The 21,738-nt window shown below is 69.9% G+C and carries 19 protein-coding genes; 6 read left to right on the top strand and 13 right to left on the bottom strand.

Annotation, left to right across the window (positions count from 1 at the left end):
* Positions 1–33 precede the first annotated feature (33 nt).
* Complete coding sequence (locus tag ABZ707_RS26135) at positions 34–843, bottom strand: MBL fold metallo-hydrolase (RefSeq protein ID WP_360179468.1); 810 nt, start codon at positions 841–843, stop codon at positions 34–36.
* Between the two features lie 371 nt (positions 844–1,214).
* On the opposite strand from ABZ707_RS26135, the gene ABZ707_RS26130 reads away from it, so the two are divergent.
* Positions 1,215–1,787, top strand: a complete 573-nt coding sequence (locus tag ABZ707_RS26130) for an ester cyclase (RefSeq protein WP_360179466.1) — start codon at positions 1,215–1,217, stop codon at positions 1,785–1,787.
* A gap of 50 nt (positions 1,788–1,837) precedes the next feature.
* Here ABZ707_RS26130 and ABZ707_RS26125 read toward each other — a convergent pair whose 3' ends face one another.
* From ABZ707_RS26125 to ABZ707_RS26115, 3 genes are all read right to left on the bottom strand, one after another.
* Complete coding sequence (locus ABZ707_RS26125; RefSeq protein ID WP_360179464.1) at positions 1,838–2,311, bottom strand: hypothetical protein; 474 nt, start codon at positions 2,309–2,311, stop codon at positions 1,838–1,840.
* A gap of 158 nt (positions 2,312–2,469) precedes the next feature.
* Positions 2,470–4,602 carry a SpoIIE family protein phosphatase gene (locus ABZ707_RS26120; protein WP_360179462.1) on the bottom strand — a complete coding sequence of 711 codons (2,133 nt, stop codon included), beginning with the start codon at positions 4,600–4,602 and terminating at the stop codon, positions 2,470–2,472.
* A 42-nt stretch (positions 4,603–4,644) separates the two neighbouring features.
* Positions 4,645–6,789: an acyltransferase family protein gene (locus tag ABZ707_RS26115; protein WP_360179460.1), complete on the bottom strand. Its 2,145-nt coding sequence runs from the start codon at positions 6,787–6,789 to the stop codon at positions 4,645–4,647.
* Between the two features lie 319 nt (positions 6,790–7,108).
* Between ABZ707_RS26115 and ABZ707_RS26110 the strand changes: the two genes are divergently transcribed.
* A complete protein-coding gene (locus ABZ707_RS26110; protein WP_360179458.1) occupies positions 7,109–9,367 on the top strand; it encodes a SpoIIE family protein phosphatase in 2,259 nt (752 codons plus the stop codon).
* A gap of 12 nt (positions 9,368–9,379) precedes the next feature.
* Here ABZ707_RS26110 and ABZ707_RS26105 read toward each other — a convergent pair whose 3' ends face one another.
* The 3 genes from ABZ707_RS26105 to ABZ707_RS26095 all read right to left on the bottom strand — a co-directional run bounded on the left by ABZ707_RS26105 (position 9,380) and on the right by ABZ707_RS26095 (position 12,451).
* On the bottom strand, positions 9,380–9,922 hold the full coding sequence (locus ABZ707_RS26105) for a hypothetical protein (protein ID WP_360179456.1): 543 nt from the start codon (positions 9,920–9,922) through the stop codon (positions 9,380–9,382).
* A gap of 139 nt (positions 9,923–10,061) precedes the next feature.
* Entirely contained in the window at positions 10,062–11,093 is a 1,032-nt protein-coding gene (locus ABZ707_RS26100) for a beta-propeller fold lactonase family protein (RefSeq protein ID WP_360179454.1), read from the bottom strand.
* A 77-nt stretch (positions 11,094–11,170) separates the two neighbouring features.
* Positions 11,171–12,451, bottom strand: a complete 1,281-nt coding sequence (locus tag ABZ707_RS26095) for a Dyp-type peroxidase (protein WP_360179452.1) — start codon at positions 12,449–12,451, stop codon at positions 11,171–11,173.
* Positions 12,452–12,901: 450 nt separating this feature from the next.
* Here ABZ707_RS26095 and ABZ707_RS26090 point away from each other — a divergent pair, with 450 nt between their 5' ends.
* Both ABZ707_RS26090 and ABZ707_RS26085 read left to right on the top strand, forming a co-directional pair.
* The gene (locus ABZ707_RS26090; RefSeq protein ID WP_360179450.1) at positions 12,902–13,123 is read left to right on the top strand and encodes a hypothetical protein; all 222 of its coding nucleotides are present in this window, start codon (positions 12,902–12,904) and stop codon (positions 13,121–13,123) included.
* Positions 13,124–13,158: 35 nt separating this feature from the next.
* Positions 13,159–14,361 carry an SPFH domain-containing protein gene (locus ABZ707_RS26085; RefSeq protein WP_360179448.1) on the top strand — a complete coding sequence of 401 codons (1,203 nt, stop codon included), beginning with the start codon at positions 13,159–13,161 and terminating at the stop codon, positions 14,359–14,361.
* A 40-nt stretch (positions 14,362–14,401) separates the two neighbouring features.
* On the opposite strand, the gene ABZ707_RS26080 is transcribed toward ABZ707_RS26085, so the two are convergent.
* From ABZ707_RS26080 to ABZ707_RS26060, 5 genes are all read right to left on the bottom strand, one after another.
* Positions 14,402–14,560, bottom strand: a complete 159-nt coding sequence (locus tag ABZ707_RS26080) for a hypothetical protein (RefSeq protein ID WP_360179446.1) — start codon at positions 14,558–14,560, stop codon at positions 14,402–14,404.
* An 80-nt stretch (positions 14,561–14,640) separates the two neighbouring features.
* A complete protein-coding gene (locus tag ABZ707_RS26075) occupies positions 14,641–15,591 on the bottom strand; it encodes a cytochrome c oxidase assembly protein (protein WP_360179444.1) in 951 nt (316 codons plus the stop codon).
* Between the two features lie 136 nt (positions 15,592–15,727).
* On the bottom strand, positions 15,728–16,753 hold the full coding sequence (locus tag ABZ707_RS26070; RefSeq protein WP_360179442.1) for a 6-phosphofructokinase: 1,026 nt from the start codon (positions 16,751–16,753) through the stop codon (positions 15,728–15,730).
* A 130-nt stretch (positions 16,754–16,883) separates the two neighbouring features.
* Positions 16,884–17,612, bottom strand: coding sequence for a glutamine amidotransferase (locus ABZ707_RS26065; RefSeq protein ID WP_319682293.1), 729 nt, complete (start codon positions 17,610–17,612; stop codon positions 16,884–16,886).
* A gap of 45 nt (positions 17,613–17,657) precedes the next feature.
* Positions 17,658–18,896, bottom strand: coding sequence for a MurT ligase domain-containing protein (locus ABZ707_RS26060; protein ID WP_319682292.1), 1,239 nt, complete (start codon positions 18,894–18,896; stop codon positions 17,658–17,660).
* 115 nt (positions 18,897–19,011) lie between these two features.
* On the opposite strand from ABZ707_RS26060, the gene def reads away from it, so the two are divergent.
* Positions 19,012–19,560 (top strand): peptide deformylase, encoded by a 549-nt coding sequence (gene def / locus ABZ707_RS26055; protein ID WP_360179440.1) that lies wholly within the window; start codon positions 19,012–19,014, stop codon positions 19,558–19,560.
* Between the two features lie 32 nt (positions 19,561–19,592).
* Here def and ABZ707_RS26050 read toward each other — a convergent pair whose 3' ends face one another.
* Positions 19,593–20,237 (bottom strand): TetR family transcriptional regulator, encoded by a 645-nt coding sequence (locus ABZ707_RS26050; protein WP_360179438.1) that lies wholly within the window; start codon positions 20,235–20,237, stop codon positions 19,593–19,595.
* A gap of 165 nt (positions 20,238–20,402) precedes the next feature.
* Between ABZ707_RS26050 and ABZ707_RS26045 the strand changes: the two genes are divergently transcribed.
* The gene (locus tag ABZ707_RS26045) at positions 20,403–21,632 is read left to right on the top strand and encodes an acyl-CoA dehydrogenase family protein (RefSeq protein WP_360179436.1); all 1,230 of its coding nucleotides are present in this window, start codon (positions 20,403–20,405) and stop codon (positions 21,630–21,632) included.
* Positions 21,633–21,738: the final 106 nt, after the last annotated feature.

The raw sequence follows: 21,738 nt of genomic DNA, 5'->3' as shown, positions 1-21,738 counted from the left end.
GCCGGGAGGCCCGGGCGGTCGAGGCCGGGCGGGTCAGCCCACCGGAGTGGCGGCCACCACGGTGCTCTCGCCGGGAGCCAGCAGAGTCAGCCGGTCACGGAGCCCGGCCTCGTCGAACGCCTCGGCCAACTCCGGCGCGCCCTCGGTGAAGTGCCGCCACATGTCGAAATGCACGGGGACGACATGCGCCGCGCCGAGGACGCGCGCGGCCCGCGCGCTCTGGTGGCTGGTCAGGGTGAGGTAGCCGTCGATCAGTCCCGTCCGGCCCGCGCCGGCGAACAGCACCGCGACATCGATCCGGCGGAAGCGCTCCGACACCGCGCGCACCACATCGAGCGAGGCGTTGTCACCGCTCACATACACCGTGGGGACCCCTTCGCCGGACAGGACGAAGCCGGTGACCTCGCCGACGATGTGCTCGGTGCCCTCGGGGCCGTGCAGTGCCGGCACCCAGGTGACGCGTAGTGCCCGGCCGTCCGGGCGCGGCAGATCCAGGTGCTCCCACGGGGCGGCCGCCCGGGAGGCACCGCCCAGCCGCTCCGCCGCGCTCGCCGTGGTCAGTACGAGCGGCACCTGTGCCAGGTAGGCCCGCCCCGACACATCGAGGTTGTCCACATGCTGGTCGTGGGAGAGCAGGACGGCGTCGACCGGGCCCACCTCGTCCGGTCCGAGCGCGGACGGCGCGGTCTTGGCGAGCACCCGGCCCGGCCCGAAGTCGTACTCCTGCGGCTCGTCGAAGGTGGGGTCCGTGATCAGACGGACACCGCCGATCTCCAGGATGGCGGTGGGCCCACCCACCGATTCGATCCGGATACCACGGCCGGTGCCTTGCTGTGTGTCCATGACGGGCGGTGCTCCTCCGTGGTGCGCGTGCCGCTCAGGGCTGTCCTGTAGGGCCCGGACCGGTCAGGGCCCGGGGGTGCCGGATCATTCTGCCCGCCCGCACGTCCGCCGCGTCGTCGGTGTCGCGCCGCAGACGTACCGCACCTCCTTCCGCACCGACATCGCCCCGGCTCCCGCCTGACGCGCGCGGGCCGGGGAGGGGCCGGTGCGACCGGGAGCCGGACGGTTCCCCGTGGGCGGGCGGGCCGGTGTGACCGGCCGCCGGCGTGGAAGCGGAATCCGCCGGGCCGTTCTGGCGGCTACGGTGGACAGCCCACGACTTGCCCTTGTGCCGCGCGACGTCCGTGCGACGCACCGAAACAGGAGTACACATGGACGCGAACGCACTGGCCTCCGGGCTCTTCCGGATTCTCGAAACGGGCGATCCCGCGCTGGCGGCCGAGGTCGTGTCGGAGAGCAACCACAACCGGGAAGCGGCCGTATCGCCGGCCGCCTGCCGGATCCCGGGTCCTGCGGGCACCCTCGCGTCGAGCGCGTGGATGCGGTACGCCTTCACCGATCTGCGCTTTCCCCTTCTCGGCATCGCGGAAGGGAAGGACCAGATATGGGTGCGGCTGCGTATGCAGGGGCGGCACACGGGACCGTTCGTCCGCTTCCGGGAGGGAAAGCTCGACCAGGCCATTCCGCCCACCGGCCGGGAGATTGATTTCGAACAGGTGCATGTGCTGGATGTCCGGAACGGTCAGGTGACCGGTCATGAGGCGGTGCGGGACGACATCACCATGCTCGGCCAGCTCGGTGTCTTCCCGCCCGCTCCCGCCACCGTCGCCCGCATCCTCGCCTGGCGTGTCTCGGGTCGCGCGGCCCGCGCCGCCGCCGAGGTCACCGCACGCGCCGCCGAGGCCGCGGCGCGGATACAGCGGCAGCCGGTCGCCGGCGGCTGACACACCGCCCGGCGGGGCCCGGCCGGGGCCCTCGCGGCGGGGCTCCGGGCTCAGAGGCCCCGGCCCCATCGCCCCGGCCGGTTTCGCGGGCAGGGGTCATAGGCGTCCGTCGCCATCAGCGCGCGCAGATGGCGGAACTGGCCCTCGTTCCGCACGGCGAGGTCGCCGCCGCTGATCCTCTGCCACTGGCCGGCCACCGGCCAGTGGCAGAGCTGGGAGCGGATGCCTTTCTCCCAGGCACCCCAGACCGCGTCCGAGACCATGCACATCGACCGGAGATCGGCCTCGTCCTCACAGAGCCGGAGATAGAGCAGGACGGCGTGCTGCTGGGCGTCGTCGAGATCGCCCGAGACGCCGTTGACCATCGCTTCCTTGGGAAACCGGTCGATGATGTGCCAGTAGCGGGAGAGGTAGAACTGCTCCGTCTGTTTCACATGATGCTTGCGGGCCCAGATCCCGTTGAGGGCGAGAGTCACCACCGCCACCGCGACCGCTGCCACCGTTACCCATGTACCCGCCGTCACGGCGCACTCCCCGCGGTCGTCCTGGCTGCCCGTCAGGGATCATGCCTCCGGTTCTGCGAGCCATGCCCCGGCGTGGGGGCGTTCGGCGGCGAGGGGCAGCACAACGGGCGCACACCGGTCAGGTCACCCGGACGCCCGGACACCCTGAACGGGGTGCGTCAGAACGGGATACGGAGGGCCAGCAGCGCGATGTCGTCGTCGGTCGGTGAACCGCTCAGGATCTCGTCGCAGAGAAGCTCGACGGAGTGCCGGGCGCCGGTGGCGGCGCTGCGCGCGAGAGCGTCGATGTTGTCGCCGATGTCCGTGCCGGGCCGTTCGACGAGGCCGTCGGTGTAGAAGAGGAGCGTGGAGCCGGCCGGCAGCTCGGTCTGGCCCTCCTCGTAGTAGAGCCCGTCCATCGATTCGATGATCGCCGTTCCGGCGATCTGGGGCAGTACGCGGGCACCGCTGACGGGGTCGAGGAGCAGCGGCGGTACGTGCCCGGCGCTGGCCCAGCGCAGCCGCCAGCCGTGGGGGCCCCGGGTGAGCTGCCCGTAGACGAGCGTGGTGAACGCGGTGATCGCCAACTGGGTGTTGACCGAGGCCAGCCGCCGCAGAGTGGCGGCCGGGCCGTCGGGCCGGTCCAGGGCGAGCGCGCGCAGGGTGGCCCGCATCTGGCCCATCGAGGCGGCGGCGGTGATGTCGTGGCCCACGACATCACCGATGACCACGGACAGCCCGTTCCTCTCCTTGTGTTCGAAGACGTCGTACCAGTCGCCGCCGACCTCGTCGTGGCCGGCCGGCTGGTAGCGGGCGCAGATCCGCAGCCCCGGCACCGCGGGCGGCGCGGTGAGCAGGCTGCGTTGCAGTACCAGCGCGGAGTGGCGGGTGCGCTGGTAGGACATGCTTCTGTCCAGCGCGAATCCGGCGTACCGGGTGATCTCGTTCAGCGCGGCGAAGTCGTCCTCGTCCCACCGGGGCCGCTGGTAGTAGGTGCCGAAGGCGACCATCGCGACCACCTGGTGCTCGACCACGACGGGGGCGAGAGCCAACTGGGAGAGCCCGTCGGCGAAGGCCTTGACCATGTCGGACCGGTAGGACCAGTCGGGAGGGGACGACGCGTCTATGTACGCACAGAACATCTCGCCTCGGCTGATGGCCTGCACGAGCGGATCGTCCGCGCGGCTCCAGCGCACCCGCGCGGCGGGGACGGGCAGCCGGCTCAGCCTGCCGTCGGCGGCGACGGCGACCCGCTCGGTGATCAGCGGCAGCGGTGGCGTCCGGCCCGGCGGGAGCGGCTGGCTCAGCAGGTGCACCGTGGAGAAGTCCGCGAGGCCGGGGACGGCGACGCGGGCCAGTTCCTGCAGTTCGGCGGCCGGGTCCAGACTTCGGTACAGCGCGGCGCCGGCCTGCGCCAGCAGCTCACGCCGCTGGGCGCGGCGCTCGCTCTCCACCCGGACCTGTACGCGATCGGTGACCTCCACACCGGCCATCAGCACACCCCAGTTCCCCAGGTCGCGGTGGATGGGGGCGTAGGAGAAGTCGAAGTACCGCTTCCGGGGGCGTAGCTCACCCGGCCACCGCAGGGTCATTGGGTCATCGTATTTTTGGATCACCTCACCGGTCATCAGCACCGTGTCCAGCCGGGCGTGCACATCCGCCGGCAGGTCGGCCAGTGCCTCGGCCCAGGGCACCCCCAGCGGAAGGTCACCGAAGACGTTCCGGAAGCCGGAGTTGACGTACTCGATGATGTGTTTCGGGCCGCGGGCCAGTGCGACAGCCGCGGGTGCGGCGTCCAGAGCGGTGAGCAACTGCTGGCGCCGGTCGATGTCCAGATACAGGGCGATCTCGCTGATCACGGACTCCGCGAGGGCTTCGAGGGCCCGCCGGTCCATCGGCCGCCACTGGTGCGGCCGGGTGTCGGCCACACTCAGGGTTCCGAGCAGTTGCCCCTCGGGATCGCGCAGCGGGCACTCGGCGTACGAGCGGTAGGCGAAACGCGCCGCGAAGGCGGGATCGCTCGCCGCGTCGTCGATGTAGAGGGGCACCCCGGCCGTGAATGACTCCAGAAAGAAGCCGGCCTCGAACGACTGCGCCCGTTCCGAGGCGAGCCATTCCACCGCACCGAAGCGGCCGACCACATGTTCACGTCTGTCGCCGACCATGATCACGGCGCCCGCCGCGGAATCCATCACGGTCGCCGCCAGCTCCGCCAGCCGGTCCAGGGACTCCCGTACGGAGGGGGCCATCGGAAGGACCCGGTTCACAGCCGCCAGCCGCGCCGGGTCAGTCACCAGCTCCCAATCGGACACCGAGGTCGAGTCTACGGGACAGTTTCTTGGCCAGAAGTTTTCTTATTCTGTCCCGAGGTCGGTTCCTCGCTTGAGGTCCCTGCCGAAGAGCGCGGTCAGCCGATTGCCGAGAACGGGAGCGACGGCCTCGGAATAGGATTCCGTCATATGGCTGTCATCGCGATAGGCAATGGTATTTCCCACCACCACGGGACAATCTCCGGCAGGGGTGCACAGCCAGGGTTCGGGGTCGATCACCGAGGTGCCCGCCGACGTCGCCGCGTCCCTGACCGCGTCTCTCCGGGTCCGGTCCTGAATCGCGTCGGCCACGTGATTCGCGCAGCGCTCCAGTCGCAGGGGATGTGAGGCCGCGCAGTCGACGGCGTCGACCTTCGGCCAGGGAGTGTCCAGGATGGTGGCCACCCGGGCGCCGCTTTTCGCGAGGTCCTGGAATGTCTCCCGGTAACCGTCGGCCCACCCCCGGCGGGGATCCTTCATGGCGTGCACCGGGGTGCCCGCCTCCGAGGAGGAGACGATTACCAGAGAGGGGTGGAGCGCGTTGATCCTGGCGACCGCCTTGTTTCGCCAGGTGTCACAGGTCTGGTAGGGCTTGCCGCCGCTGATGATGGTCACCGCCGCTGTTTTGCACGACGCCTTCGTCAGTGAAATCAGTTTCCACCGGTTTTCCCGCGCGAGCCGGTCGAGCGCCGGAAACCACTGGGCCGCGTGGGAATCTCCGAAAAGCACCACGACTCTGTCCGAGGACCGGTCTCCGTACACACACGGAGGGGTCTCCGTGCTCGCGTAATTCACATGACATCCGTCCCGGTAGACGGCGGACTCGGTGTCCTTCGTGTTGGCCAGTGCCGGAGTGAGGTTGCTCGGCAGGCTCGTACCGGGCGATTCCAGGAGCCGCGCCAGACGTGCCTCCGGATCCGGCGCCGCCGTGAGCGTCTCCTTCAGCGAGGGCGCGGGCACACCGGAGCTGATCGGCGGCGGGAAGGCCGCCGCGACCAGGGCCGCCGCGGCGGCGCCCACCGACAGGCCGAGGCCGAGTCCCAGGGCCCGGTTGGGCCTGCCGCGGAACGCCCTGTGAAACCGCACCGGATTCTCGACGAGACGGAGGGTCGCCCAGGCCGGCACCAGGGCGATGGCGCAGAGCGCGAGGGCGAGCGGCACGGTGGTGGGTCTGCCCAGCGCCATCGGGCCGATGACCAGGAGCGGCCAGTGCCACAGGTACCAGCCGTAGGACAATCCGCCGAGCCATGCCGGCGGCCGTCTCGCGAGCAGCCACTGGGCACCGGACCGGGAAGGGGAGCAGCCGCCGGCCAGGACCAGCGCGGCTCCGAGCACGGGCAGGAGCGCGTAGTACCCCGGAAACGGCGTGTCGCCGTCGAACCAGACCGCCGAGAGCAGCACACAGGCCAGGCCGATCCAGGTGGCCGGAGCCGCGACCCTGGTGGAAAGCCGCTCCAGCCGTCCGACGGACAGCGCCAGCAGCGCTCCGACGCCCAGTTCCCAGACACGGGTGTGCGATCCGAAGTACGCCCACGAGGCGGAACTCTCCGTCGTGAAGACACTCAGCCCGAACGAGACAAGGCAGAGCACGACAAGCGGCACCGCCACCAGCCGGCGTCGCCGGCCCGGCCTCCAGCTCAGAAGAAGGAGGAGCGGCCACAGCAGATAGAACTGTTCCTCGACGGCCAGCGACCAGAAGTGCTGGAACGGCGACGGCGGACTCCCCTGCGCCAGGTAGTCCGTGCCACTGATCGCCAGCCTGAGGTTCACCGCGTAGAGAGAACTGCTGATGGCGTCGCCCACGTACTCGGTGAACCGGACCTTCGACAGGAAGAGCCAGGCGCCGCCGAGTGTGGTCAGGACGACGAGTGTCGAGGCGGGCAGCAGGCGCAGCGCCCGGCGGGCGTAGAACCTCCGGATCGAGATGCCACCGGTGGTGGAGAGCTCGCGCGTCAGCAGCGAGGTGATGAGAAAACCCGAGATCACGAAGAAGACGTCGACACCGACATAACCACCGCTGAACCGGCCGACCCCGGCGTGGGAGAGGACGACCAGGGAGACCGCCAGGGCGCGGAGCCCCTGGATGTCGAGTCGCACCGGGTGCTGTGCGACGCTGCCGCCGCGGGGCGGAACGCGCACACCGGTGAGCGGCGGAGCCTCCAGCAACTGACCGTGGGACGGGGTGTTCAAGGAGTCTCTCCAGAGCCTGCGGAACGCTTCTCACGTCATGGACAGTCCGGCCACTTCAAGCCGTGCCGGTGATGCCTGTCACCAGGAATCCGGGTGTGACGAGTGGCTCGTACAAGGACGATCCGCCGCTTCGTGATCGTCAGCATCGATCACCGCGGCCCTCCCCCCCCGGGGCCCCCGCAGTCTCCGCTCGTTACGCGTCGGGAAGATGAACGGCGTACCGTGGAAACCGAAAATCCGCGCTACCGACCCGTTACCCGATCCATCCAGCGGAAGGCCGGACTGCGCCGCGCAACATTCGAGGTGAGGTCGCGACGCGATGAGCAACGCCGATGAGCACGGCTCGCCGGGTGACCGGTCCGGCACCGCCGGGCCGGGCGGTGAGGCGGCGCTCCAGCGGCTGTCGCACCGCACTCTGCGTGAGACGGTGGCCCACCTGGACGCGGTGATGGGCATCGTCTACTTCCCCGAAGAGGGCCTCCAGACGCTTGTCGCCCGGATGATCGTCGGTACTCCGCCGGCCATCTTCTCGTTGCCCGAACGGATACCGGCCGACTCCTCCCATGCCACGTCCCGCGCGTTCCGGACCCAGCACCTGACGGTGAACGACGAACCGCGGTTCAGTCTGGCCGACGAACACGCTGTCGGGCTCTTCTCCTACCTCGTGGCGGCCATGCCGGTCACGCACAACGGGGACCGGTTCGGTGTGCTGACCGTCCTCAGCCGGCCGTCCAACGAAGGCATGCTCCCCAGGGCCGCCGAGCGGGCCTGGCTGAGGGAACGCGCCGACAGGCTCGCACGCGACCTGGTGCCGTTCGCCGAACGCGGTGTCCCCCTTGTCGCAGGCCCCCGGCCCGTGCTCGTACCGATGTACGGAAAGAATCCGCCGACCTCCGTGTCGCGAAACACGGTGCGCGGTCTGACGGACGCTCCGGGGTCGGCCGTCCTGACCCTCATGTACCAGCTACGCAAGCTCGCCGCGGCGCTGAACCGGGCACTGACCACCGAAGACATCACCAGCGCCGCCATCACGCACATCATGGGGACCTTCGAGGCCGAGGAGATGACACTCAGCGTCGTGAACGACGGCCGTCTCTGGGTCGTCGGCCACGGGGGCAGGCTGTCCGAGTCCGTGCGGCGCCTGCACGGCTCCAGCGTGAACGAGAACAGCCCGACGGCGGACAGCCTCCGCGCGCGGCCCGTGTTCCTTCAGGACAGCACCGACAGACGCGCCCGCTACCCCGATGTCCCTGATGACGGCTGGTCGTCCTGGGCGTATCTCCCTCTCGGCGGGAGCAAACGGCCCATCGGTGTCTGCGGCCTGGGCTTCGGCGAAACGCGCCGTCTCACGGACGACGAGACCTTTGTGATGGTGATGATGGCCGACCTGCTCGGGTCGGCCCTCGAACGTGTCCGCATGAACGAGAGCGAACACGCGCTCGCGCAGAGCCTGCAGAAACGGCTGCTTCCGCGCACGGTGTCGGAACTGCCGGAAGTCACCGTGGCCGCCCGGTACTTGCCCGCGGATTCCTCCAGCAGGGCGGGAGGCGACTGGTACGACGTCATCAAACTGGCCGACGACCGGATCGCGTTCATCGTGGGCGACGTGGAGGGCCACAGCATCGAGAGCGCGGTGGTCATGGGCCAGGTGCGCACCGCGGTCCTCGCCTACGCGTGTGAGGGCCACGACCCCTCGGCGATCTTGGAGCGGACCAGCAAACTCCTCAATGAACTGGACACCGAACTCCTCGCGACCTGCTGTGTCGTACTCCTGGACGCCACGACCGGCGCCGCGACCTGCTGTCTGGCCGGACATCCGCCGCCCGTGTCACGCGGACCGGACGGGCACATCCACGCGCTGGACGCGATCCCCGGCTTCCCGCTGGGAATGCACCCGGTGCCCCCTTACCAGAGCTATGAGACCGTGATCGAGCCCGGTTCCCTGCTCCTCCTCTACACGGACGGAGTCGCCAGCGGGCAGCCTGCCGATCCTGTCACCTACGCGCGGCAGCAACTCTCCTTCCTGGGGGGCAACTTCGACCAGAACCTGGAGGAGAAGGCGGACCGGATCCTCACCACCGGGCCCGGGGCCGACGCGCGGCACGACGACGCCGTGGTGCTTCTCGCGTGTTACGAAGGCGCCCGGCTCGGCAGACAGCGGCGGATCAGCCGCCTGGGGATCCAGCAGCGGGACCTGCGCGGGGTGGCGGCCGCCCGCAGATTCGTACGGTCGCAGCTCAGGAGCTGGGACCAGGAAGAAGCGGCGGAGGACCTCGAACTCATCGTGTCCGAGCTGGCCACCAATGCCCTGATCCACGCCGACAGCGATGTCGAACTGCGGCTGCGGGAATTCGCGGACCGCATCAGGCTGGAGGTCAAGGATTACGACACGGCGCCGCCTGTCCCCTCGTTCGTGGTCACCTCCGAAGAGGAGAGCCAGCACGCCGAGCACGGCCGTGGCCTCGTCATCGTCGACGCGCTCGCCGCCGCGTTCGGCACCTTCCCCAATGGCCGCGGCAAGACCGTCTGGCTCGAAGTGGCCACTCCTCCGGCCGAGGACCCGGGCACCGAGGACTGAGGTCCGGTGTGCTCAGCCGCTCGCCAGCGCCGCGCGCTCGATGCTCGCCGCGTAGAGCGGGGTCTCACGGCTGTTGTGATCGCTCGACGCCGTCTGCCGGTCGTGCGCGGCCTGCTCGAACGGGATGCCGTGCTCCTTGATGAAGGCGAGGAACTCCTCCGTGGGATGCGCGGTCACCGAGTTGAGGTACATACAGCGGCCGTCGTCCACGGGCCGCACGCTCAGGTCCCAGATCACCTGCACCTTGGTACGCCCCGCCGGGGAGAAGACATCGGACAGGGACACCATCCGGCAGTGGTCGCGCCCGGTGATCTCACCCACGTAGTGCTGGATCATCAGAGCGGTGCCGATCATCTCGACATTGATCGACATCGGACGGCCGTCGTCGGTCGAGGTGGCGCCGGCGGCGATGTGGTCGGGCGGCGCGCAGCGCTGGTATTCGGCCTCCGGAAGGCTGAACAGCCACCGCTCGATGTCCACCTTGCCCACGGGCGCGTTGATCACATGGGCGTAGGCGGACTGGGAAAGAACCAGGTCCGACCGGACGTCTGACATGAGCATTTCCTCATCCTCTTCTCCGCCATGGCTGAGCGTCGGTTCGGGCTGCCCTCACCTGCAAGTTTCCCACCGAGGCCCGGCCGCCGCAGCCGGAGACAACGCGCCCGGGGGACGTCCGGTCCGGCTGTGCCGGGGGTCAGGGGCTCACCGCGATGCCGTAGGGGCTGTCGCCGACGGTGATGGTCGCGACGGTCCTGCGGGTCCTGGGATCGATGACCGTGAGGGCGTCCACGCCCTGGTCCGTCACATACAGCGCGTGCTCGGTGACCTCGACATTGAACGGGTCGGTGCCCGTGGAGCCGACGGAGAGGTTCGCCGAGACCCGGGAGGCTCCGCTGTCGATCACGGACAGGGTCCCCGGGCCGAGAACGGCGACGTAGGCGGTCCCGTCGTGCGGGCCGACCGCCACGTCGAAGGGGCCCTCGCCGACCCGGACGGTCCGTACCGTGCCGTCGCGGGTCCCGATGACGGAGACACTCGCCGCCGCCTCATTGGCGACATACGCCGACCTGCCGTCCGGGCTGATGGCGACACTCACCGGGGTACGGCCGGCGGCGAGCTCGCGGGTGACCCGGTTCGCGCGGGTGTCGATGACGGACAGCCTGCCCGACCCGGTGTTCGCCACATACGCCGTGGCACCGTCCGGGCTGACCGCCACGCTGACCGGGGAGACGCCGACCTTCACCGTCGCGGCCACGCGGTTGGTCGCGGTGTCGATCACTGACACGCTGTTGGAACCGCCGTTGGTGACATAGAGACGTCTGCCGTCGGGGCTCAGGGCGACACCGGTGGGCTTCTTGCCGACCGGCACCGCTTTGACGATCTTGTTGGTCCGGGTGCCGAGCACCGAGACGCGGGCGGAGCCGTTGTTGGCGATGTACACATGCTTGCCGTCGCGGGCCACGGCGACGCCCTCGGGCGCGGTGCCGGCGGGCACGGTGGCGATGACCTTGTTGCTGCGGGCGTTGATGACCGAGAGCGTGTTGTCGAGCTGGTTGGTGACATACACACGGCCGGTGTCGGCGGGACCGGCGGCCGCCGAAGGCGCCGGGGCCGGCTTCGTACACGACGCGAGCAGGACCGCCGCGCCGACCGCGAATACCGGCCGCAGCCGCCCGGCCCGTCGCCTTCGGCCGGTACGGGAACGGCCTTCCAGAGGGTGAGACATCTCGCCTCCTGCGTGCGTCGCGGGGGTTCGGTCGCTGTGCGGGGCGGGCGGCCCGTGGCCGGTCCGGCCACGGATGCTCAGGCGAGGAGGCCGCGTGCGTAGTAGTCGTTCTTGTCCCGGACGCCGGGCAGGGCGAAGAAGTAACCACCGCCCCGGGGGCTGATGTACGGCACCAGGGCCTCCTCCTCCAGCCGTGTCTGCATGGCGATGTAGGTGTTGAGTTCGCGCTGGAAGCAGACGAACGCGTGTCCCATGTCCAGCTCCGGCACATTGGGACTGCGGTCGTAGTCGTAGCTGCGACGCAGGATGCTGCTGGTCGACGCGGTCTCCGGGGTCTGGGGATTGGCCAGCCGGATATGGGAGTCCAGCGGGGTGATCAGCCCCTGAGGGTCATTGGTGTAGACGGGGTCGAGGAGATCCGAGGCGTTCTCGGACACCGCGTACATCGGGGCGCCGCTCGCCTTGCGGCGGCCGAAGATCCGTTCCTGCTGCGCGACAGGCACCTTCTGCCAGGCCTCGACCTGGAAATGGACGATACGGACCACGTGATAGGTGCCGCCGGCCGCCCAGGCCGGTTCATCGGTGTGCGGCTGTGTCCAGACCACTTGGTTCACCTGGGCGGGGTCATGGAGGTCCGGGTTGGCGATGCCGTCCTTGAAGCCGAACCAGTCGCGCCGGACACCTTCCGGGCGCGGCGGATTGCGCTGGCCGTCGATACGCCAGCGCAGCTTCATCGCACCCGTGGTGTGGGTCAGGAGGTCGATCAGCGCGTGCACGGTGTTGTCACGGTGGTCGGCGCACAACTGGATGAGCAGATCGCCGTTGCTCAGAGCGGGGTCGAGATCATCGTGACGGAACGGCCGCATGGTGATGAGCTGGACCGGCTTGCGCCCGCTCAGGCCGTAGCGCCCGTCGAAGAGCGAGGCCCCGGCTCCGACCGTCACGGTCAGATTGTTGGCCGGGATCCTCGGCCCGAGGATCCCGCTGTCGGAAGGCGCCGAATTCGCTGACACCGCCGGAGGTCTCCCGCCCGAGGTGAGGAAGCGGGCCCGCTCGGTCAGGGTGACGAAGAGCCTGGTGAGTTCGGCCCGGTTCGGGACGGTCACATCACAGGCCAGGAAGATGGCGTCCTGCTGGGGAGGCGTGGCGATACCGGCCTGGTGCCGGCCGAAGAACGGGACGGTGTCGGCGCCCGCCCTGCGCGCGTCCGCGGTCGCTTCGCTGCCCAGGAGGCCGCCGCCGACCGCCCCGGCGACTCCGGCCGCCGTGCCGTGCAGAAAGGACCGACGGCCCAGGGACGCCGTCGGACACCCGCCGCTCCACTCCTCGTCCTGGGCCAGGCGTCGTTCCTCAGTCATGGTTTCCCTCTCGGAAGGAGCCCGGTGACCTGTCTGTACGCGTGTGCCGTGGGCCGGCCGCCGGAGCGGCGCCCGAACGCCGGGGAAAAGTCCCGGTAGAGAAAATTGTAGGCGCGCCGTGTGATCGCGCCACTCCGGTGAGTGAGTGCGGCGGTCCGGCGCTCCCGCTCTCCCGATGCCTCGCGGAGTAGTGTGAAGGTAGTGCGGGCATGCCGCCGTCGGCTGTTCTGCCCGGGGGTCACCTCGACGGCCGACAGGTCGTCGACGCGGCCATCTGGGAGGCGTGATCACACATGATCGCGGCCGATGAACCGGCTGTACGGACACAGGGGTCCGCAGGTGTACGCGCGGCCCCGGAACCACTGTCCCGGGCTCGCGCCGGTGAGTCCGCGGAGCGCCGGCCCCGGGCCGGGAGCGTCGTCACGAGGGAAACGGGTGGAGCAACGACGTATGTCCGCGGCAGACGAGTCCTCACAGACCCCGGTCGGAGCAATCGGCAGAGTCACCGTTCCGATCCCGGCCGACGGGCCCGGTGAGGTCCTGGTGTCCGTAAGGGGCGGGTCCGAGGCCTACGCGGCCTGGGCGGACCGTCCGATCGGCAGGAATCTCCGCGTGATCGTCGTCGAGTCCATTTCGGCGCGATCGGTGATCGTGGAGCCGTTCCCCGCCTGAACCACGAGAACGACGTAGTACGACAGGAGTCCGTCATGCTGTTCTGGCATGTTCCCGCGCCCAACGAGGCAATGCTCATATCCGGCTCCAAACGCCAGGCCCAGGACACCCAGTTCCGGATCGTCACCGGACACGGAAGCTTTGTCCTCCCCGTGAAGCAGAAGGCCCGCATGCTGTCCCTGGCTCTGCGCGAGGCGGAGATCGTCGAGGACTGCGTCACCCAGCAGGGAATCCGGCTCCGGGTCCGCGCGGTGTCCGTGTTCAAGGTCGGCGACGACGCCGTGTCGATCGCCAATGCCGCCCGGCGGTTTCTCGCGGAGCAGGAACGTATGGAAGAGCTGGTGGGCCGGATCTTCGCCGGTCACCTCCGTTCCATCATCGGCGGTCTGACCGTCGAACAGATCATCCGCGAGCGCGACCGGGTCGCCCAGGAAGTGAAACAGGGCAGCCACAGCGAGATGGAGAAACTCGGCATCGTCGTGGACGCGCTGCAGATCCAGGAGATCGACGACACGACCGGCTACATCGACAATCTGGCCGCGCCGCACGCGGCCGCGGTCGCCAGCCAGGCGCGTATCGCGCAGGCCAAGGCGGACCAGGAGGCCGCCGAACGCGAGCAGCAGGCAGCCGCGCTCAAGGCCGAGTACGAGCGGGACACCTCGATCAAGCGGGCCGGCTTCCACGCCGAGACGGAGCAGGTCAACGCGCGCGCCGCGCAGGCGGGACCGCTGGCCGAGGCCAGGGCCTCCCAGGAGACGATCGAGGAGCGGACGGCACTGGCCCGGCGCCAGGCGCTGCTCGCCGCGCAGCGGCTGGAGGCCGAGGTCAGGCGTCCGGCGGACGCCGAGGCGTACCGGCAGCGCACGCTGGCGGAAGCGGCCCGTGACCGGGCCAAGTTCGAGGCGGACGGCGGCGCGTACAAGGAACGGACCATCGCCCAGGCGCAGGCCGACGCGAACACCGCCCGCGCCGCGTCCCTGAAGGACGGCAACCAGGAACTCATCGCGGCCAACCGCATCGTGGAGAATCTGCCGGCGCTGGCCGAGGCGGCGGCCCGGGGCATGTCCGGTGCGCATCTGACGGTCCTCAACGGCACCGACGGCGTGAACGACGTGGCGGCCGGTCTGGTGGGCCAGGGGATGGCCATCCTCGACTCGCTCAAACACGGGACGGGCACGCCCGGTACGCCGTCGAGTGTGAACGGAAAGGCGGCCCTCCGCGTCACGGAGTCCTCGTGACAGTCCTTGTGACGGCACGCCGACGGCGCTCGGTCAGTTGTCAGTTGCCCCGCGAGGCGACCATCCCGATGGTGATCAGGCCCAGCACCACCCATCCGAACCAGAGCCAGCCGTTGCTGCCGAGCGCCGCCGTGTAGGCCGTCACCACCACCAGCGCACCGACGGTCACCACACCCATGGTCTTCGTGGATCCGGACATGTCTGTCCTCCTCCCGGCCGGGGCGGTGAAGGCCGTCGTCGCCCGTGAAGGCCATACTCACCCGTGACGGCCGGTTCGCGCTACCGGCTCCGGGCCTGGAGCGAGGCGAGATAGTCGTTGTACGCCGTCAGCTCCTTGTCGCCGTCCCGGTCGGCCGCCCGGTCCGAGCGCTTCGCCTGCCGCTGCTCCGAGCGGTACCACTGATGGACCAGGGCGATCAGGACCAGCACGGAGGGGATCTCACTGAACGCCCAGGCGATGCCGCCTGCCGCGTTCTGGTCCGTCAGGGCGTCGATGGCGAGCGAGGCCGGAGGATTCCGGTACGCGTCGACCATCGGCTCGCTCGCCATCATCAGCGCGATGCCGAAGAAGGCGTGGAACGGCATGCCGGCGAAGAGCTCCAGCATCCGCATCAGATGGCCGGGCCGGTGCGGTCCCGGGTCCACGCCCATGATCGGCCAGAAGAAGATCAGGCCGACCGCGAGGAAGTGCACCATCATCGCGACATGCCCGGTCTTCGAACCCATGAGGAAGTCGAACAGCGGCGAGAAGTACAGCGCGTACAGACTCGCGATGAAGAGCGGAATGGTGAAGGCCGGATGCGTGATGATCCGTACGTACCGGCTGTGCAGCAGCACGAGCAGCAGCTCACGCGGGCCCTTGCGGCCACGGCCGGCGACCGGCAGCGCCCGCAGCGCCAGCGTCACCGGGGCGCCGAGCAGCAGCAGGATGGGGGAGACCATGCTGATCACCATGTGCTGGACCATGTGCACGCTGAACATGACCATGCCGTAGTCGTTCAGCCCGGTGCACATCACCAGCGCCACGGTCAGCACACCGAGGGTGAACGCGACGGTACGGCCGGCCGGCCAGCCGTCGCCGCGCCTGCGCAGCCGCACCACGCCCCAGCCGTAGAGGGCCAGCGCCAGCAGACAGCCGAACAGGAAGAAGAGGTCCGGAGAGTATTCCAGCGCCCGTCCCAGCGTGAACGGCGGCAGATCCATCGTCATGCCGTGCCCGCTGTGATCCATCCGTGCGCTCCCGGGGACGTCCTGAGGTGTACCGGCCTGATTCCTGCCGTGTTGTCCGCACCAGACTAGAACCGCCCCCGGACGCCGGAGCGACCGGGGGCGGTTCGCCGGTCGCGGGACCGGAGACCGGTGAGGGTCAGAGGACGCACTCCGCCTCGGCGTAACGCTCGGCGGGCACCGTCTTGAGCGTCTCCACGGCCTCGGCGAGCGGAACCATCACGATGTCCGTGCCGCGCAGCGCCGTCAGCATGCCGAACTCGCCGCGGTGCGCCGCCTCGACCGCGTGCCAGCCGAAGCGGGTGGCGAGGACCCTGTCGTACGCGGTCGGGGTGCCACCGCGCTGGACATGGCCGAGTATCACCGGCCTGGCCTCCTTGCCGAGCCGCTCCTCCAGCTCGACCGAGAGCTGCCGGGCCACGCCCGCGAAGCGCTCGTGGCCGTACATGTCCTTGCCGCCCTCGTCGAACTCCATCGACCCCTCGCGCGGCTTGGCGCCCTCCGCCACCACCACGATCGCGAACCGCTTGCCGGCCGAGAACCGCTTGCCGACCAGCGTCGCCAGCTCACCGATGTCGAAGGGCCGCTCCGGCACGACGATCGCGTGGGCGCCGGCGGCCATGCCGGAGTGCAGGGCGATCCAGCCGGTGTGCCGGCCCATGACCTCGACGATCAGCACCCGCTGGTGGGACTCGGCGGTGGTCTTCAGCCGGTCGAGCGCGTCCGTCGCGACCCCGACGGCCGTGTCGAATCCGAAGGTCACATCGGTCGAGGGGATGTCGTTGTCGATGGTCTTCGGCACGCCGACGATCGGCAGCCCGGCCTCGGAGAGCAGGTGCGCGGCCTTGAGTGTGCCCTCGCCACCGATCGGGATGATCGCGTCAAGACCCAGATCGGCCACATGACCCCTGGCCCGCTCCACGCCGTCCCGCAGATGCGCGGGCTGCACCCGGGACGAGCCGAGAATGGTGCCGCCGCGGGCGAGGATGCCGGCGACCGCGTCCAGGTCGAGCTTGCGGTAGTCGCACTCCAGGAGGCCCTTCCAGCCGTCGTGGAAGCCGATCACCTCGTCGCCGTGGTCGACGACGGCGCGGTGCACGACGGACCTGATCACGGCGTTGAGGCCGGGGCAGTCGCCGCCTGAGGTGAGCACACCAATTCGCATTGCCCGGAATACCTTTGCAAAGTGGGCCGACGGCCGGACACCGTCGTCCGGCCAGATCGCCGCCACCCTACCGGCGTGTGGCGGCGGGACCGAACCCGGCGTCCGACTGCTGGACATGCCCCGGAGGGCGTCAGGCGGGCTGGACCGCCGCGGCGACCCGCTCGGCGCGCAGCGCCTCGTACCAGCGGTCGTCCGTCGGCGGCAGCGCGTTCACATCGAGGGCCAGCTTCAGCAGCAGGTCCGCGATCTGCGGATTGCGCGCCATGACCGGACCGTGCATGTACGTACCGAAGACGGTGTCGTTGTACGCGCCCTCGGTGCCGTCCCCCGTGCCGTTGCCGCGGCCCAGCTTGACCTTGGCGAACGGCCGCGCCGTCGGGCCGAGATGCGTGATGCCCTGGTGGTTCTCGAAGCCGGTGAGCTGCGGCAGGTTCAGCCGCGGATCGATGTCGGCCAGTACGTCACCGACGCACCGCTCACCCTCGCCGCGGGTGGAGACCACGTCGAGCAGCCCGAGGCCCGCCTCGCGCTCGCCCAGGTCATTGATGAACTCGTGGCCGAGGATCTGGTATCCGGCGCAGACCGAGAACACGATCGCGCCGTTGGAGACGGCCCGGCTGAGCCCGCCGTCACGGCGCAGCCGCTCCGCGGCCAGCCGCTGCGGCCGGTCCTCACCGCCGCCGATCAGGTAGATGTCGCCGGACGTCGGCACCGGCTGGTCGCTGCGCACATCCACCCGGGTGACGTTCAGGCCGCGCTGCCGGGCCCGGCGCTCCACCACCAGGGCGTTGCCCTGGTCCCCGTAAGTGCTCAGCAGGTCCGGGTAGATCCACACCAGCCGCAGACCGTTGTCACTCATGTTCGCTCGTCTTTCAGAGGAATTCGTCATGGGTCCGTGTGCTCTCTAGTTGCCCACGCGCCGGCGCAGATCCTGGAACGAGGTGTAGTTGGCGATCGCCTCGATCCGTCCGGGCGGCGCCATCTGCACCGCTTCGTCGGGGGTCTCGCAGACGCGGAAGTCCAGGCCGGCGACTTCGAGGCGCACGGCGAGGTCCAGCTTGCGGTCGCCGATGACGAAGATCGGATGGCCGGCCAGCCGGGTGTAGTCGACGTCCCACAGCCACGAGGTGTCCGTGCCGTCCGCGCCGCGGGCGTTGACGGCGAGGATGACCGGGGTCGGCGGCGGATCGATGAGCGAGAACGTCTCCAGCCAGCCCGCCGGGTTCTTGGCGAGCAGCAGCCGCAGGTCACGGCCGAGGAAGGACACCACGTCGTACCGGCCGGCCACGGCCTGCACCTGGTACATCCGCTCCAGCGCCACCTGCGGGGGCACCCCGAAGGTCGCCGCGACGGCGGCCGAGGTGGCCGCGTTCGCCTTGTTGGCGCGGCCGGGAAGCTGGAGATGGATCGGCCAGGCCGAGCCGTGCGGGTCGAGGACATGGTCGCCGTGGAGGGCCCAGCTCGGCGCGGGTCTGCGGAAACCGCACTCGCCGCAGAACCAGTCGTCGCCGGGGCGCTGCATCACACCGCCGCAGGAGGGGCAGGACCAGGCGTCGTCCTTCCACTCCTGGCCCGCCGCCACCCAGACCACATTGGGCGAGGAGGAGGCGGCCCAGACGATCAGCGGGTCGTCCGCGTTGGCGATGACGACGGCCTTCGTACCGGCCAGCCCCTCGCGCCACTTCTCCGCGAGCATGCGGGTCTCCGCGGCGCGGTCGAGCTGGTCGCGGGAGAGATTGAGCAGCGCGATCGCCTTGGGCGTGGTGTCGCGTGCCACCCCGGCGAGGTACTTCTCGTCCACCTCGATGACGCCGTACTTGGCGTCGGAACCGCCCGCGAGGGCCGAGGTGATACCGGCCGGCATATTGGCGCCGAGAGCGTTGGACACCACGGGGCCGGCCGCCCGCAGGGCCTCGGCGATCAGCCGCGTCGTGGTGGTTTTGCCGTTGGTGGCGGAGACCAGGATGACGTCGAGATGCTGCGCCAGCCGCCCCAGCAGATCGGGGTCGAGTCTGAGCGCCACCTTGCCGCCGATCACCGATCCGCTGCCGCGCCCGGCGGCGCGGGACACCGCCGCCGCGGCCTTGCCCGCCGTCACGGCCAGCTTCGCTCGCGGCGACAGCGGCTCCGTGTTGCCTGACATCGTCCTTGGTCCTCCTCGCATCGGTCCGGGGTCAGCCTATCGAGATCCGGCCAGCGGCCCGCACCGCGGCACCGGGCAGAAGGCGGAGGTCACCCCGGACCGTACCCTGACCGTCATGCGAAACCGTCCGATCCCCGGCAGTACCGGGCGAGTACGAGCCATGAGAATGCTTGGTGATCCGGTGCTCCACGCCCCCGCCGAGCCCGTCACGGACTTCGGTCCCGACCTGGCCGCACTGGTCGAAGATCTGTTCGCGACCATGTACGCCAACCGGGGTGTGGGGCTCGCCGCGAACCAGATCGGTGTGCCTCTGAGGGTGTTCGTATACGACTGTCCCGACGACGAGGACGTCCGTCATCTCGGACACCTCGTCAACGCGCGGCTGACCGAGGCGGACGGCATCTCCCTGCGGGGCCCCGAGGGCTGTCTCTCGCTGCCGGGCATCGAGGCGGGGACGGAGCGGTTCGACCATGCCGCCGTGGACGGCTTCACGGTGGACGGAGAGCCGGTACGGGTCGACGGCTCGGGCTTCTTCGCGCGCTGCCTCCAGCACGAATGCGACCACCTGGAGGGCCTGGTCTATCCCGACCGGCTGACCGGATGGCGCAGGTCCAGGGCGCTGCGGGCCGCGCGCCGGGCGCCCTGGACCACCGCCGCTCCGTAGACCGCCCCCGGTGCACGCCGCGCGGGGACCGCTCAGAACCCCGGCCCGCCGGCCCGGTCGCTGACCCCGGCCAGCCGGCCCCACAGCAGATCCGCCAGGCTGCGCACCAACTGCTCACGTGAGCAGGGACGTTCACCCAGCCACCAGTCACCGGCCGCGTGCATCATGCCGACGATGCCATGGCCCCAGACCCGGGCGAGCTGCTCGCTGCCCGGTCCGAGGTCGACCCGCTCCTCGATGACTTTGGCGAGTTCCTCCCCCAGGCGGCGCAGCAGCGGGGCCGAGTGGCGGCCCACATCGAAGCCCTGTTCCGGCAGTTGGGTGTCTTCGGCCGGATGCATCAGGAAGCGGTAGACCTGGGGGCTCGCCTCGATCGCGGCGAGATAGGTGTCGAGGGTCGCCTCGACCCGCTCGCGCCGCTCGGCCGGTGCGTCGAGCGCCGCCCGCAGCGCGGTGAGCAGCGCGTCCGTGTGGCGTTTGGCGAGCGCCCGGTACAGCCCGCCCTTGTCACCGAAGTGACGGTAGAGAATCGGCTTGGTGATGCCCGCCTCGGCGGCGATGGCGTTCATGGAGGCGTGCGGGCCGTCCCGCAGGACCACCCGGTCCGCGGCTTCCAGGAGCTGGCGCCGCCGCTGCCGCGCCGATCTCTGCTGCTCGGCCTGTTGTGTCGTCTCCATGGAGTGTCTCCCCGCCCGTGCGATTGCGTGACGCCTGGGCAACGTAACACCCTGCCCGCTGCCAATGCTGATCATCCCGTGGCCGGTTGACATCTCCTACTTGCGAGTAACAGACTGCCGTTACCGTAAGTAACACATGTAGGTGACGTAGTGCTGGAGGGCAACATGACCGGGTTCACGCTCGATCTCAACGACGACCAGAAGCAGATCCGGGACTGGCTCCACGGTTTTGCCGCCGACGTCATCCGCCCGGCCGCCGCCGAATGGGACGAGCGCGAGGAGACACCGTGGCCGGTCATCCAGGAGGCCGCGAAAGTCGGCATCTACTCCCTCGACTTCTACGCCCAGCAGTTCTTCGATCCGACGGGCCTCGGAATCCCGATGGTGATGGAGGAACTGTTCTGGGGCGACGCGGGCATCGCCCTGTCGATCGTCGGTACCGGCCTCGCGGCCGTCGGCGTCCTCGCCAACGGCACCGACGAGCAGATCGGCACCTGGATACCGCAGATGTACGGCGACGCAGGTGATGTGAAGGTGGCGGCCTTCTGCTCCTCCGAACCCGACGCGGGCTCCGACGTGGCGGCCATGCGGACCCGCGCGGTGTACGACGAGGCGAAGGACGAGTGGGTGCTCAACGGCACCAAGACCTGGGCGACCAACGGCGGTATCGCCCATGTCCATGTCGTGGTCGCCGTCGTCGACGCCCGGCTGGGCTCGAAGGGCCATGCCTCCTTCATCGTCCCGCCCGCCACGCCCGGCCTCTCGCAGGGCCAGAAGTTCAAGAAGCACGGCATCCGCGCCTCCCACACGGCCGAGGTCGTCCTGGAGGACGTCCGGGTCCCCGGCCACTGCCTGCTCGGCGGCAGGGAGAAGCTCGACGAACGCCTCGCCCGCGCCCGCGAGCGGGCGGCGGCCCCCGGCGGTGAGCGGGTGAAGAACGCGGCCATGGCCACCTTCGAGGCGTCCCGCCCGGCGGTCGGCGCGATGGCGGTCGGCACCGCCCGCGCGGCGTACGAGGTCGCGCTCGACTACGCCAGGACCCGCAGCCAGTTCGGCCGCCCGATCATCGACAACCAGGGCATCGCGTTCGAGCTCGCCGACATGCGGACGCGGATCGACGCGGCCCGGCTGCTGGTGTGGCGGGCCTCCTGGATGGCCGCGACGGGCAAGCCCTTCACCTCGGCGGAGGGCTCCATGTCCAAGCTCTACGCCGGCGAGACCGCGAAGAAGGTCACCGCCCAGGCGGTGCAGATACTCGGCGGCAACGGCTTCACCCGTGAATACCCCGTCGAACGCATGCACAGGGACGCGGCGATCTACACGATCTTCGAGGGCACCAGCGAGATCCAGCGGCTGGTGATCGCACGCACCCTGTCGGGCATGCCCATTCGATAGCGGCGCCCGGCGGCGCGGCGCTGACAGAGACTCAGACGTTCGACGGGTGACCCGGGCCCCGCCCTCTCCCGGCACCCGACCGAGGACGACGCGCCCGCCCCCGGGG

Origin of the sequence: Streptomyces sp. NPDC006923 (assembly GCF_040635655.1) — a bacterium.
Classification (GTDB): Bacteria; Actinomycetota; Actinomycetes; order Streptomycetales; family Streptomycetaceae; genus Streptomyces.
The sequence above is the reverse complement of the archived record's forward strand: the minus strand, read 5'-3'. Positions and strand labels throughout refer to the sequence as shown.

Bases quoted from the DNA above. Each gene is read 5' to 3' on its own strand.
- ABZ707_RS26135 (WP_360179468.1), bottom strand. From the start codon at position 843: ATGGACACACAGCAAGGCACCGGCCGTGGTATCCGGATCGAATCGGTG.
- ABZ707_RS26130 (WP_360179466.1), top strand. From the start codon at position 1,215: ATGGACGCGAACGCACTGGCCTCCGGGCTCTTCCGGATTCTCGAAACG.
- ABZ707_RS26110 (WP_360179458.1), top strand. From the start codon at position 7,109: ATGAGCAACGCCGATGAGCACGGCTCGCCGGGTGACCGGTCCGGCACC.
- ABZ707_RS26105 (WP_360179456.1), bottom strand. From the start codon at position 9,922: ATGTCAGACGTCCGGTCGGACCTGGTTCTTTCCCAGTCCGCCTACGCC.
- ABZ707_RS26100 (WP_360179454.1), bottom strand. From the start codon at position 11,093: ATGTCTCACCCTCTGGAAGGCCGTTCCCGTACCGGCCGAAGGCGACGG.
- ABZ707_RS26095 (WP_360179452.1), bottom strand. From the start codon at position 12,451: ATGACTGAGGAACGACGCCTGGCCCAGGACGAGGAGTGGAGCGGCGGG.
- ABZ707_RS26090 (WP_360179450.1), top strand. From the start codon at position 12,902: ATGTCCGCGGCAGACGAGTCCTCACAGACCCCGGTCGGAGCAATCGGC.
- ABZ707_RS26085 (WP_360179448.1), top strand. From the start codon at position 13,159: ATGCTGTTCTGGCATGTTCCCGCGCCCAACGAGGCAATGCTCATATCC.
- ABZ707_RS26080 (WP_360179446.1), bottom strand. From the start codon at position 14,560: ATGTCCGGATCCACGAAGACCATGGGTGTGGTGACCGTCGGTGCGCTG.
- ABZ707_RS26075 (WP_360179444.1), bottom strand. From the start codon at position 15,591: ATGGATCACAGCGGGCACGGCATGACGATGGATCTGCCGCCGTTCACG.
- ABZ707_RS26070 (WP_360179442.1), bottom strand. From the start codon at position 16,753: ATGCGAATTGGTGTGCTCACCTCAGGCGGCGACTGCCCCGGCCTCAAC.
- ABZ707_RS26065 (WP_319682293.1), bottom strand. From the start codon at position 17,612: ATGAGTGACAACGGTCTGCGGCTGGTGTGGATCTACCCGGACCTGCTG.
- ABZ707_RS26060 (WP_319682292.1), bottom strand. From the start codon at position 18,896: ATGTCAGGCAACACGGAGCCGCTGTCGCCGCGAGCGAAGCTGGCCGTG.
- def (WP_360179440.1), top strand. From the start codon at position 19,012: ATGCGAAACCGTCCGATCCCCGGCAGTACCGGGCGAGTACGAGCCATG.
- ABZ707_RS26050 (WP_360179438.1), bottom strand. From the start codon at position 20,237: ATGGAGACGACACAACAGGCCGAGCAGCAGAGATCGGCGCGGCAGCGG.
- ABZ707_RS26045 (WP_360179436.1), top strand. From the start codon at position 20,403: ATGACCGGGTTCACGCTCGATCTCAACGACGACCAGAAGCAGATCCGG.